General features: G+C 63.8%; 10 protein-coding genes. 3 read left to right on the top strand and 7 right to left on the bottom strand.

Translation table 11 applies throughout. The annotated features are described in order from the left end of the window. Positions 1-13: 13 nt before the first annotated feature. The 7 genes from OU11_RS06740 to OU11_RS06770 form a co-directional block, all read right to left on the bottom strand. A complete protein-coding gene (locus OU11_RS06740) occupies positions 14-553 on the bottom strand; it encodes a carbohydrate ABC transporter permease (RefSeq protein ID WP_420885324.1) in 540 nt (179 codons plus the stop codon). After that, positions 546-1,466 (bottom strand): carbohydrate ABC transporter permease, encoded by a 921-nt coding sequence (locus tag OU11_RS06745; RefSeq protein ID WP_033515507.1) that lies wholly within the window; start codon positions 1,464-1,466, stop codon positions 546-548. Before OU11_RS06745 ends, OU11_RS06740 begins: the two co-directional genes overlap by 8 nt. A gap of 2 nt (positions 1,467-1,468) precedes the next feature. Next, on the bottom strand, positions 1,469-2,749 hold the full coding sequence (locus tag OU11_RS06750) for an extracellular solute-binding protein (protein WP_033515509.1): 1,281 nt from the start codon (positions 2,747-2,749) through the stop codon (positions 1,469-1,471). Between the two features lie 177 nt (positions 2,750-2,926). After that, entirely contained in the window at positions 2,927-4,000 is a 1,074-nt protein-coding gene (locus OU11_RS06755; RefSeq protein WP_033515511.1) for a LacI family DNA-binding transcriptional regulator, read from the bottom strand. A 44-nt stretch (positions 4,001-4,044) separates the two neighbouring features. Continuing rightward, entirely contained in the window at positions 4,045-5,193 is a 1,149-nt protein-coding gene (locus tag OU11_RS06760) for an ATP-binding protein (RefSeq protein ID WP_223224099.1), read from the bottom strand. Positions 5,194-5,446: 253 nt separating this feature from the next. Next, the gene (locus OU11_RS06765; protein WP_033515515.1) at positions 5,447-6,916 is read right to left on the bottom strand and encodes a DUF4032 domain-containing protein; all 1,470 of its coding nucleotides are present in this window, start codon (positions 6,914-6,916) and stop codon (positions 5,447-5,449) included. Positions 6,917-7,109: 193 nt separating this feature from the next. Then, the gene (locus OU11_RS06770; protein WP_033515516.1) at positions 7,110-8,237 is read right to left on the bottom strand and encodes an ABC transporter ATP-binding protein; all 1,128 of its coding nucleotides are present in this window, start codon (positions 8,235-8,237) and stop codon (positions 7,110-7,112) included. 702 nt (positions 8,238-8,939) lie between these two features. On the opposite strand from OU11_RS06770, the gene OU11_RS06775 reads away from it, so the two are divergent. From OU11_RS06775 to OU11_RS06785, 3 genes are all read left to right on the top strand, one after another. Then, positions 8,940-9,896, top strand: a complete 957-nt coding sequence (locus OU11_RS06775) for a nucleoside hydrolase (RefSeq protein ID WP_033515518.1) — start codon at positions 8,940-8,942, stop codon at positions 9,894-9,896. A 31-nt stretch (positions 9,897-9,927) separates the two neighbouring features. Beyond that, positions 9,928-11,331 carry an MFS transporter gene (locus OU11_RS06780; protein ID WP_033515520.1) on the top strand — a complete coding sequence of 468 codons (1,404 nt, stop codon included), beginning with the start codon at positions 9,928-9,930 and terminating at the stop codon, positions 11,329-11,331. 69 nt (positions 11,332-11,400) lie between these two features. Next, entirely contained in the window at positions 11,401-12,360 is a 960-nt protein-coding gene (locus OU11_RS06785) for a ribokinase (RefSeq protein WP_033515521.1), read from the top strand. Positions 12,361-12,484: the final 124 nt, after the last annotated feature.

Here is a 12,484-nt window from a genome sequence, read left to right on the forward strand (position 1 = left end):
TTGCCTTTCTTGGTTACTTGATGCCCGTCATCGCCACGCCCTGGATGAAGTAGCGCTGCAGGAAGACGAACAGGAGCAGGATCGGGGTGATGATCAGCACCGCGCCGGCGAGCAGCACGCTGTAGTTCGTGGCGTTCTGGCCGGTGGAGTACAGCGAGAGCGCGACCGGCAGCGTGTACATGTCGTCGGTCTGCGCGGCGACCAATGGCCATAGGAAGTTGTTCCAGCTGGACAGGAACGTCAGGATCGCCAATGTGGCCATCGCCGGCCCGCACTGCGGCAGGATGATCTGGAAGAAGATGCGCAGTTCGCCCGCGCCGTCGATGCGCGCGGCCTCCATCAGGGCATCGGGGATGCCCGCGATGAACTGACGCATGAGGAACACGCCGATCGGCTGGGTCAGGAACGGGAAGATCCACACCACGCCGATCACCGCCAGCAGGCAGTAAACGGGGCCACGGGCCTTGAGGAACCTGTTCCACAGCGAGGGGCGGTTCTCCGGCACGTCGACGGGTTGCGTCATTGCGGTCATGTGCGTTCCCCTTTCACTCATCGGATCCGAGGATGCGGAACTGCAGCACGCTCACCACCGCGATGATGACGAACAGCACCCAGCTGGCGGCCGAGGCGATGCCGTAGCGTCCGAATCCGAACTGCTGGTAGACGTAGTAGGCGGCCGACAGCGTCGAGTCGAGCGGCCCGCCCTGGGTCATGACGAACGATTCCTCGAAGAACTGCAGGTAGGCCACCGAGATGAGCACGGCGCCCAGCAGGATCGTGGGCTTCATCAGCGGCAGGGTGATGCTGGTGAAGGTGCGCCACTTGCCGGCGCCGTCCACCGCCGCGGCCTCCTTGAGTTCGGTGGGGATGGCCTGCAGGCCGGCCAGGAAGATGATCATCAGGGTGCCCATGTTGCGCCAGATCGTCATGATCATCAGCGCCGGCAGGGCGAACCTGGTGTCGTGCAGCCAGTCGGGGCCGTCGATGCCGAAGACGGCCAGCAACGAGTTCAGCAGGCCGTCGTCCTGCAGGATGTACCGCCAAACCACCGAGACCGCGACGACGCTGGCGACGACCGGCGCATAGAACACGGCACGGAAGAAGGCGTTGAGGTGCTTGAGTCCCTTGTTCAGGGCCACGGCGAACGCCATGGCGATGGCGATGGTGATCGGCAGACCGACGATGACGAAGATCGCGGTGGTCAGCAGCGCCTTGTGGAACCGGGGATCGGTGAGCAGCGTGATGTAGTTGTCGAACCCGACGATGTTCACGTTGAACGGCGTGCGCAGGTCCCGCGAGGTGATGTCGGTGAACGACATGCCCATCGAGGAGAGCAGCGGCACCAGCATGAACACGCCGAAGACCAGCACGAAGGGAAGGCAGAACCCCCAGGCGATCAGCGCCTGGCGGCGGCTGAGGGCGCCGTTGCGGCCGCCCTCAGCCCCACGACGAGCACGCTTGCCCATCGTCACTCACCGGTTCCGATCGACTCGGCCTCGGCCTGCAGGTTCCTCAACCCCTCATCGACCGTGAGCTGGCCCTTGTAGATCTGCTCCATGATGCGGTCTCCCGCGGCGGACACCTGCGCCCAGGTCGGCACGGCCGGCGGGGCCTGCGTGCTCTTGAGCTGCTCGCCGTAGGCGGCCAGCTTCTCGTCGCCGGCGAGGACCTCGTCCTCCCAGGCCGACTGCGATGACGGCAGCACAGTGGCGGTCTTGTACCATTCGACCTGCGTCTCCGGCTGGGTCATCCACTGGATGAACTTCCAGCCGGCGTCCGGGTTGGCGGCCTCGTCCATCACCACGAAGTCGGCGCCGCCGACGAAGGAGGTGGAACTCACGCCCTTCGGGATGACTGCGGTGGCGTACGTATCGGGGTCGCCGCCCTGATCGGCGATCTGACTGATGGTGGTCGGGCCGCCGGTCATGATCGGGGTCTGGCCGTTGATGAACTGGGTGATGGATACACCCGGCGTGACGTCCAGGTTGGTGCCGATGATGCCGTTCTTGAAGAAGCCGTCGATGTACTCGGTGGCCTCGTGCATCTCCGGGGTGTCCAGGGTCCAGTTGCCTTCGTCGTCCATCAGCGAGACGCCGGACGAGAAGAACGCCCACAGGGTGCCCTGCCAGGAGTCGGCGCCGGACGGGGAGATGTACATGCCGTTCTCCACGCCGTCCACCTGCTTGACGTCCTCGGCCATCTGCCTGAGTTCGTCAAGTGTCTCCGGGGCGTGATCCCACCCGGCCCGCGCGGCGATGTCGGTGCGGTAGTACAGGACGTGGCTGTCCACGTACCACGGCACGCCCAGCTGCTCGCCGTCGACCTGGCCGGCCTCCAGCGGACCGGCCGAGAAGTCGCTCAGATCGAAGTTCTCAGGCACCGGCGCGAAGGCATCGGCGAAGTCGGCCATCCAGGTGGTGCCCATCTGGATGACGTCCGGCACGGTGCCGGCGGCGATGGCGGTCTGGATCTTGTCATGCGCGGAGGCCCACGGGATGGCGGTCACGGTGATGTTGACGTCGGGGTTTTCCTCCTTGAACCCGTCGACGAAGTCACCCAGCAGGTCGCCCTCGTTACCCATCGCCCAGACCGTCAGATCGCCGGTGGCGGGCTCGGAGTCGATGCTGGTGACGGCGCCGGCGGATGCGCCGGTTGACGCGCCCTCGCTACGCCCGCATGCGCCCAGTCCGAGCAGCAGCGACGTTCCGGCCACTACCGCCACAGCGGTTTTCCACGGTGTGTGTTTCATTGCTCCTCCTTGAACCATTCTCGTAATCTAACCGCGTAGATTACGCTTTAATTTAAGCGCGTAGATTGATATTTGTCAAACCGCATAGATTCTCGACACGCCGGATATCGGGACAGAGGAGAATCGGGGCATCACGCCCGCATCAAGCCGCACATCCCCCTGTACGGCGGACACCGGTCACGCGCAGCCGCAGCTGTTGCCCAGCACCATCTTCACCGGCATCCGGTGCACGCACGGCTCGTCCCAAGGCATGCCGTCGCACTCGGCCAGCAGCTTCGCCGCCAGACGCCCCATCGCGCCCAACGGCTGACGCACCGTCGTCAACGTCACGGGCGCAAGCGCCGACGCCAGGATGCCGTCGAAGCCTGTCACGATCACATCCTGCGGCACCCGCACCCCCGCGTCGTGCAGCAGGTCGATCACCGACAGGGCCGTCTGGTCATTGCCGCACACCAGGGCGCGCGGCAGCTGTTCGGCATCGATGGCCTCGCACAGGTTGACCAGCCATTCCCGGGAGAACGAGGTCGAATCATCCAACAGCGGACGCCCCATGGCGATGCCGCGCTCCGCGGCCCTCGACTGGAACGCCTCGAACCGTCGATGCATGTCGTAGGTCGCCAGCTCGCCGATGAACGACATCTCCGTGACGCCGTGCACGTCGACCAGGTGGTCGACCAACGCCGCGATGCCGCCTTCGTTGTCGCAGATCACATCGGCCGACGGCAGCTCGCCGTCGGTCTCGCCGATGCGCACCACCGGGATGCTGCGGCACAGCCGCGCCAACGGCAGGTCGTCCGTGCCGCGGTTCGGGAACAGCGCCAGACCGTCCACCCGGCCGGCGATATCGGTGATCGAGCCATTGTCCCGCTTCGAGACCGCCGTGCCCAGCAGCACGGTCTGGCCACGGTGCCAGCACTCCACCTCGAAGCCGCGTTGCACCTCGTCGGCGTACAACGGGTAGACCAGCACATCCGGACGCTCGAAGATGTCCTCGGTGGCGAAATCCTCCAGATCGCTGCCCTGAGGCCGTTCGATAAGCATGTCGAAGGAATACAGACCCAGCGCGCCGGTCTTGCCGCGGGCCAGGCCGCGGGCGTTGGCCGAAGGGACGTAGTCGAGCTCGCGCGCGGCCTTGAGCACCCGCTCGCGGGTGGCGGGCTTCACCTTGTCCGGACGGCGGAAGGTGAATGATACCGTGGCGGTGGACACCCCCGCGCGTTCCGCCACATCGTAGACCGTTGTCTTGCGCATACCCTCTACTTTAACCGCTTAACCAAGCATTCCTCGACACCATGTCACGCCGATTGCCCGATGTAATCAGCGGCGGTGGTCACAGCGAACCCGTTGGCTTGCAACCCCACGTCACCGCGGTACACAACCATACGGCCGCCAGCTGGAACGCCCAGCATATCGCCAACGTCCACAAGCGTTTTACCGTACCTGCCGTGATGGGTTTGCGAGGACTTGATCTCAATCGCGAGCCTATTGTTGGGGTCGGTAAAGTCCAAGAGATCAATCTCCCGCTTGCTGTCATCACGGTAGAAATACAGCTCCGGATTTTTCCCCCGATTCAGATACCGCTTTGCGGTCTCAGAAACAATCAGATTCTCAAACACCGCGCCCAGCATGGGGTGCGTCAGCAGTTGCGGTACCGTACGGATGCCAAGCAGATGGCACAGCAAACCCGTATCGTAGAAATACAACTTCGGCGTTTTCGTCAGTCTTTTCCCCAGATTGCTATGCCATGGCTCCAATGGGAAAACAATATAGCTGGATTCCAGAATCGACATCCACGACTTCACCGTCCGGAAACCGACGTCCGCATCCCGCGCAAGGTTGGAATAATTGATGAGATTCCCCGCATTGGATGCACATAGCCTCAACACCGTCCGGAATGCAGCTGCATCGCGCACATCAAGGTACCCGGCAACATCACGCTCCACATACGTGCTGATATAGGCCTCAAAAAAGATGTCAGCATCCATATCAACGTCATATAGACGTGGATAGCCACCACGAATCATGAACTCGTCCACGCCGGAGGAGATCCCACCGCCAAGCAGTTCCGTGTATGACAACGGCAATAGTTTCAGCAACCCCACACGGCCGGCCAATGACTGCGTGATGCTCTTCAACAGCAAGAAGTTCTGCGAGCCCGACAGGATATATTGCCCTGGAGTCCCGTTCTCATCAGACACCACCTGAATCATCGAGAACAAGTCGGGAACATACTGCGCCTCGTCAACGACCAGATGCGGCGACCGATTCCTGATGAATCCCACCGGGTCCTCGGCGGCAACAGCCCTCAGGTTGGGATCTTCCAGATTGACGTACTCATAGTCCGGAAACACCTCACGCACCAGTGTCGATTTGCCGCTCTGCCGGGGGCCTGTGACCGACACCACAGGGAACCAACCGGCCATTCGCGACGCTAACTGCGCCATCGCCCGAGGAATGATCATTCTTCCCCCAAGATGCAAACTCCATAATCCTGCTATAGCAGATTACCATAATTCTGCTGTAGAAAGTACCATAATTATGCAGTAGAGGTTACCATAATTATGCTGTAGGCAACGCCACGATTCTGCCATAGCGAGCGGGGCATGGCGTCGGAGTCATGGAGGGCACATACGGCGAGGGCCGCGACGCCATGCCATGCGTCGCGGCCCTCGCCGACCGGTTTCGGTCCGGGACGGGTCAGTGGCTCCAGACGGCGGCGTCGGGGTCGTCGTCCGGGTTGTAATCGTCGTCATCGTCGACCCGCAGGTGCGCGGGGCGACCATCCGCGTCGAAGACGCCGTTGCCGTACGTGTTGCTCCCGAACGTGCTCTCGTCGTCGATCACGCCGGAATCGGCGTCGGCGTTGATCGCATCCATCATCGAGGCGTCCAGCTTGTACTTCGGCAGCACGCTGGCGATGTAGCTCTCCACGGCCTCCGCCATCGGCACATCGTGCCCGGCCTGCTCGGCCAGGAACCAGCGGTGGGTGAGCACCTCGTGGAAGAACTGCGCGGGTTCGATCTGCGAGCGGTATTCGCCCGGGATCATGCGCACGGTCGGTTCGAAGACCTCGCGCATCCAGTCGGTGGCCACAATCTCCAGGTCCTCGCCCTGACGCCATGTGGAGGCGCGGTAGGCGTCCAGATCGTTGAGCAGGCGCTTGGCCTGGTTCTCCTGAACGTCCAGGCCGGTCAGGCGTAGCAGCTTGCGCGAGGCGTAGCCGGCGTCCACCACGCGCGGGCGCACCAGCACGCGGTTGCCGTCCGGGGTGGTGTTCATCTCCAGCTCGTCCACGTCGAAGCCCAGGTCGTTGAGCTTGTTGACGCGCTTCTCGATCTTCCACATCTCGTCGGGGCTGAAGCTGTCGACGTCGGTCAGCGCGCTCCACAGCGAATGGTAGCGCTCGACCAGACGGTTGCCGACCTCGACCTCATCGACCTCGCTCGGCAGCAGCGCGCCGGAGCTCAGATCCATCAGTTCGCCGATGATGTTCGTGCGGGCCAGATCGATGTCGTACTCGCGCTGGCCCTCGGTCAGGCGGACGTGCAGGTCGCCGGTCTCGGCATCGACCAGGAACGCGGAGAACGCGTCGGCGTCGCGCAGGAACAGGACGTTCGACAGAGAGACATCGCCCCAGTAGAAGCCGGCCAGATGCAGACGCACCATCAGCACGGCCAGCGCGTCGATCAGGCGCTCGGCGGTGTCCGGACGCAGGTTGCGCGCGAACAGCGCGCGGTACGGCAGCGAGAACTTCAGATGCCGCGTGACGAGGATGGCCTCCAGCGGCTCGCCGTCACGGGTATGGCGGCCGGTGACCACGGCGATCGGCTCGACGGTCGGCAGCTCGAGCTTCTCCAGGCGGCGCAGCAGCTCGTACTCGCGTTCGGCGACGTTGCGGGTGATCTCCTTCAAGGCGTACACGGAGTTGCCGACGTGCACGAAACGCACGACGTGGCGGGAGATGCCTCGCGGCAGATTGGCGAGCAGCTCGTCCGGCCAGGTCGACAGGGGCTTCTCCCACGGCAGGGTGAACATCTTGGGGTTCGAGCTCGCAGCCGTGATTTTCAACGCCTGCGGCTCCGCCGTCGGCGGCGCGGTCGGATCGGACTTCACGGACGTGGCCTTCAGCACACGCGGGTCCATCTGAGGCAGATCACTCAATTCCATGATTTCTAATGTAACCGGCACAGGTGCCAAACCCACCGGTGGGCCTTCCCCGAAAGGGCGCTTCTTACGTAAACCACACATTCACGGAAACAAGAAAAGCCCCGCAGCTATGCGGGGCTTTTCCCAACGAGGCAAAGAGAGGAAGAGAATGCCTCGTTTAATGGTTGACCAGGTCAGGCGACCCGATCAAGCATTAGTTCAGACGCAGCTCGGTCGACGGAGCGAACAGGTGCATCTTGGTCGGGTCGATCTTGATCTTGACGGTGTCGCCGATCTTCGGGAGCTTACGCGGGTTCACGCGAACCGTGGTGAGCTTGTTCTGATCGGACATCATCGTGGAGGCCTCGCCAGCGCCATCGGCGGTAACGATGTTGCCGTAGATGTAGCCGTCGGAGCCCAGATCCTCGACGTTGACAACCTTCAGCGAGAAGGCGTTGGGATCATCAGCAGCGGCGAGATCGGCGTCTTCCGGACGGAAGCCGACGATGATCTGACCATTGTCCTCGGCGGTCAGCTTGGCGACAGCCTCGCGCGGCAGATCGACGGTGTCCTCGCCGATCTTGGCCTGACCATTGATCACCGGGTGGGTGTTGATGTTCATCGACGGGGAGCCGATGAAGCCAGCCACGAAGACGTTCGCCGGGCGATCGTACAGCTCGGTCGGGGCGCCGACCTGCTGCAGGATACCGAGCTTGATGACGGCGATGCGATCGCCCATCGTCAGGGCCTCGGTCTGATCGTGGGTCACGTACAGGGTGGTGACACCCAGCTGACGCTGGAGGGCGGCGATCTGAGTACGGGTCTGCACACGGAGCTTGGCGTCGAGGTTCGACAGCGGCTCATCCATGAGGAAGACCTTCGGCTCACGCACGATGGCGCGGCCCATGGCGACACGCTGACGCTGACCACCGGACAGAGCCTTCGGCTTGCGGTCGAGGTACTCGGTCAGGTCGAGAATCTCGGCGGCCTTCTCGACGCGCTTGCGGATCTCGTCCTTCGGGGTGCCGGCGATCTTCAGGGCGAAGCCCATGTTGTCGGCGACGGTCATGTGCGGGTACAGAGCGTAGTTCTGGAACACCATGGCGATGTCGCGGTCCTTCGGCTGCATCGTGGTGACATCCTTGCCACCGATGAGGATGCGGCCCTTGTTGACCTCTTCCAGGCCGGCGAGCATACGCAGGGTGGTGGACTTGCCGCAGCCAGAGGGGCCGACCAGGACGAGGAACTCGCCGTCCTTGATATCCAGATTCAGATCATCCACCGAAGGCTTGTCGTTGCCCGGGTAGATACGAGTGACATGGTCAAATACGACTTCTGCCATGATATGTTCATCCTTTCAGAGGCAGGTACGTGCCTCACGATCCGTTGTGGAAGGTGGTTGGTGCGTCCGCCTACAGCGCCCGACAGCGGAAACCGTAGACTTCGGCGTTTACTTATCCGGTCCATTGAAGGTTCTCTTCATTGAGCCACGGTCCACTATACACCAGTCCCCGGCATTATCAAGCGGCGTGTTCCCGACGATGCCAACGTTTGCACAATCCTCACGTACCCCGTCCGGGGCATGCACGTCCACACCCGGCCCGCCGCTTTCGCGGGGTGACGCGTGGATGCCGGCGCGAGGCGGGGCATGCACGCCCACGATTGACCCGCCGCGCCGACCTAAATCCCGGAAACCCCGTCCGGACGGGCGCGACGACGCCCTCCCGCTTTAAGGCCTGGGACTCCCCCGTCCACCTCTGCTCGACACCTGCCCGGATGCGGAGACATCGGCCGACAAAATCCCGCAAAATCAATGATGTAACGTTTTAGCAACACGCCGAGCGAGGCGTTGTGATCATTGGCTTCCGCGCACACCCCTTCCGGCCCCATTTATCATGGAAATACGCGGACGACACGCCCGCCAGGCTGTATTGCTAACCGATCGAAGATGACACGGCGGCAGCCGCCGAGCGTCGGAGCCGACCTTATTGCTCCGGGCTCACTGGCCGTTTGGGAACGGCCGTTCAGAAGGAAGGAATCCATCATGACCAAGCTCATTCTCGATTTGGACACCGGCGTCGACGACGCCCTCGCCATCGCCTATGCACTGGGAAGCCCCGAAGTCGAGCTCATCGGCATCACCGGCACGTATGGCAACGTGCTGCTGGAGCAGGGTGTGCGCAACGCGCTGGCCATCACCGACCTGCTCGGACATCCCGAGGTCAAGGTATATAAGGGCATTCCCCATTCGAGCACCACGGACGGATTCGAGGTGCTGGAGATCTCCAAGTTCATCCACGGCCAGAACGGAATCGGTGACGTGGACATCCCCGATTCCGCGCGCGAAGCGGAGACTGAACCCGCGGTCGACTTCATCATCGACGCGGTCAAGACCTACGGCAAGGACCTGGTCTACGTGCCGACCGGCCCGATGACGAACATCGCCGCCGCCATCCGCAAGGCCCCGGAAATCAAGGATGAGATCGGCAAGATCGTGCTCATGGGCGGCGCGCTCACCGTCTGCGGCAACGTCAACGCCTGCGTCGAGGCGAACATCTCGCAGGACCCCGACGCGGCCGACTACCTGTTCCGTTCGGGCGCCCCGGCCACGATGATCGGCCTCGACGTGACCCTGCAGACGCTCCTGACCTATAAGGAGACGCAGCAGTGGCGCGACCTGGGCACCAAGGCCGGCGCATTCCTCGCCGACATGACCGACTTCTACATCAAGGCCTACGAGACCACCTCCCCGCATCTCGGCGGCTGCGGCCTGCACGACCCGCTCGCGGTCGGCGTGGCCGTCGACCCGACGCTCGTGACCACCCTGCCCATCAACATGCAGGTGGACGTGGAGGGCCCGACCCGCGGCCGCACCATCGGCGACAACACCCGCCTGAACGACCCAGTCAAGACCATGCAGGTGGCCGTCGGTGTGGACGTGCCGCGCTTCCTCGACGAATTCATGACCCGCATCACCGGGTTGGCCCGCACTGCCGCCTGACACAGGCACGACCAAGGAAAGGACCACTCCCATGACCGACAACACCACCGCCGTCGTGACCGCGGACGTCGACGACGCCACCAACAAGATGGCGATCCGCGCGCTGATCCCGCTGCTCATCACCTTCGTGCTCGGCACCCTGTGCCTGCAGGGCTTCAACCTGGTGTTCCAGCAGGTCGGCGCCGACGTCGGCGCACCCGAGCAGGCCTCGCTGATCACCGCGTTCCCGAGCCTCGTGCTCGGCATCGTCTGCTTCATCTATGGCTCGCTCGGCGACTTCATCTCCCTGCGCAAGCTCGTGACCGTGGGCCTGATCACGCTGCTGGTCGGTTCGCTGTTCGGCTTCTTCGCCAACTACTTCCTGCCCGCCAACCTGTGGACCGTCATCATCGCGCGCGTCCTGCAGACCGCGGGCGAGCAGGTGGCCGGTTCGGCGTTCCTGGTGGTGGCCACGAAGTATCTGAAGACCTCGCTCAAGGTCATCTTCTTCGGCCTGTACACCGCCGCCTACCAGCTGTCCGCCTCGATCGGCGTGTTCGCCGCAGGCCTGCTGAGCACCATCAGCTGGCAGTTCCTGTTCCTGATCCCGGCGGTGACGATTCTCTTCCTGCCGATCCTGCTCAAGAACCTGCCCGACAGCAACGGCAGCGGCGACAAGATCGACGCGATGGGCTTCGTGATCTTCGGCGTGGCCACCGCGTTCCTGACGTTGTTCTTCTCCTACATGAGCTGGTGGATGCTCGCCCTGGCCGCCGTGCTGTTCATCGGCTTCGGCGTGTACATCTCCAAGGCCGAGAACCCGTTCATCACCCCGTCGTTCTTCAAGAACAAGCGCTGGCTCATGGCCATCTCGCTGATCGCGTTGTTCTACTTCACCAACTACGTGGTCTCCCCGTTCTACAACGCCATCGGCGGCGCCCTCTACGGCATGAACGCCTCGCAGGTCTCCACCTACCTGGTGTGGGCCTTCGTCTGCGCGGCGATCGTGGGCACCTCCTCCGGCGTGATCGTCGGCAAGATCGGCCGCCAGACCGCCATCATCACCGCGGCCTGCCTGCTCATCTGCGGCTTCGCCGGAGCGGCGTTCTGCGTGGACAAGGGCTTCATCTGGCTGACCGTGTGCGCCTGCGTGCTGTACTGCGGCGTCGGCCTGCTGTACTCGCCGGTCGTCGACACCGTGCTGGGCACCCTCACCAAGGATGAGTCCGGCCGCGGCGTGGGCCTGAACGATCTGGTCATGAACGTCTCCCCGTCCATCGGCATCGCCATCTTCGGCAGCCTGCTGGCCACCGTCCCCGCCGAGGGCACCAGCATCGTCGGCACCGCCGGCGCGGCCGCCGGATACTCGAACCTGCTGCTCATCGCCGCAGGCGTCATCCTGCTCGGCCTCATCGTGTACCTGGTATTCCGCAAGTATATCTACGGCACGAAGTGACCATTCCTCGCCGGGGCGGCGCCCCTCCGCCCCGGCCGATTCCGCAAGAACCATCACCAAGGAGAAAGCATGCACGATATCCTCGCGAAGTTGGATGACATCCACGGCGCGGTGTCCGTCATCGGTTCCATGAACGCCGACTACACGGTCTCCACCGAACGACTCCCCGGACCGGGCGAGACCGTCAACGGAGGCCCCCTGCAGGTGCTCCCCGGCGGCAAGTCCGGCAACCAGGCCGCAGCCGCGGCCCGCATCGGCGCGAACGTCCGCATCTTCGGTGCGGTGGGCTCCGACTCCAACGCCGACTTCCTGCTGGGCAAGCTCGCCGAGGCCGGCGTCGACACCCAGTACGTGCGGCACGTCCTCGGTCCCAGCGGCACCACGGTCATCGCGGTGGACGCCAACGGCGAGAACACGATCATCTACTCCCCCGGCTCCAACGCGCAGGTCACGGTGGAGTACGTCGAGTCGATGAAGGACGCGATCACCGCCGCCCCGACCATCGGCCTGTGCCTGGAAAGCCCGATCGACACGGTCACCGCCGTGGCCCGCATGGGGCATGACGCCGGCGCGACCGTGCTGCTGAACAACTCCCCGTTCACCACCGAACTGCCGCGCGCACTGATCGAAGCCTCCGACATCCTGTTGGTCAACGAGCATGAGATGGCCCAGCTGCTCAACATCAGCGAGCCCGAGGACGACGACTGGGACGGCATGGACTGGCACGCCATCGCCGACAAGATGCACGAGTACGGCTTCCGGCAGGCCGTGGTCACGCTCGGTGGCGACGGTTCCGTGGTCATCGACGGCGACGACATCCACCGGATCTCCCCCGTGCGCGTGCAGGCCCGCGACACCACCGGCTGCGGCGACTCGTTCATGGGCACGATCCTGGCCGGCCTGTCCTCCGGCATGACGCTGATGGACAGCGCCCAGCTGGCCTCCTACGTCTCCGCCTACGCCGCCACCAACTACGGCGCGCAGGCCTCCTACGGCACCGCCGCGCAGATCCGTGCGGCCTTCGCCTGACAAAACCGGCAAACCGACCGTCAACGGCGGCGCCCCGCACGACGCGGGACGCCGCCGTTTTCGCATGGCGCACAGTCCTATCCGCCGCACCGCAACCGTGTATGCTGAATGATGGACCGAGAGT

Origin of the sequence: Bifidobacterium pullorum DSM 20433 (assembly GCF_000771405.1) — a bacterium.
GTDB lineage: Bacteria > Actinomycetota > Actinomycetes > Actinomycetales > Bifidobacteriaceae > Bifidobacterium > Bifidobacterium pullorum.

Excerpts from the sequence above, each read along its gene's own strand:
- OU11_RS06740 (WP_420885324.1), bottom strand. The coding sequence starts at position 553 with ATGAGTGAAAGGGGAACGCACATGACCGCAATGACGCAACCCGTCGAC.
- OU11_RS06745 (WP_033515507.1), bottom strand. The coding sequence starts at position 1,466 with ATGGGCAAGCGTGCTCGTCGTGGGGCTGAGGGCGGCCGCAACGGCGCC.
- OU11_RS06750 (WP_033515509.1), bottom strand. The coding sequence starts at position 2,749 with ATGAAACACACACCGTGGAAAACCGCTGTGGCGGTAGTGGCCGGAACG.
- OU11_RS06755 (WP_033515511.1), bottom strand. The coding sequence starts at position 4,000 with ATGCGCAAGACAACGGTCTACGATGTGGCGGAACGCGCGGGGGTGTCC.
- OU11_RS06760 (WP_223224099.1), bottom strand. The coding sequence starts at position 5,193 with ATGGCGCAGTTAGCGTCGCGAATGGCCGGTTGGTTCCCTGTGGTGTCG.
- OU11_RS06765 (WP_033515515.1), bottom strand. The coding sequence starts at position 6,916 with ATGGAATTGAGTGATCTGCCTCAGATGGACCCGCGTGTGCTGAAGGCC.
- OU11_RS06770 (WP_033515516.1), bottom strand. The coding sequence starts at position 8,237 with ATGGCAGAAGTCGTATTTGACCATGTCACTCGTATCTACCCGGGCAAC.
- OU11_RS06775 (WP_033515518.1), top strand. The coding sequence starts at position 8,940 with ATGACCAAGCTCATTCTCGATTTGGACACCGGCGTCGACGACGCCCTC.
- OU11_RS06780 (WP_033515520.1), top strand. The coding sequence starts at position 9,928 with ATGACCGACAACACCACCGCCGTCGTGACCGCGGACGTCGACGACGCC.
- OU11_RS06785 (WP_033515521.1), top strand. The coding sequence starts at position 11,401 with ATGCACGATATCCTCGCGAAGTTGGATGACATCCACGGCGCGGTGTCC.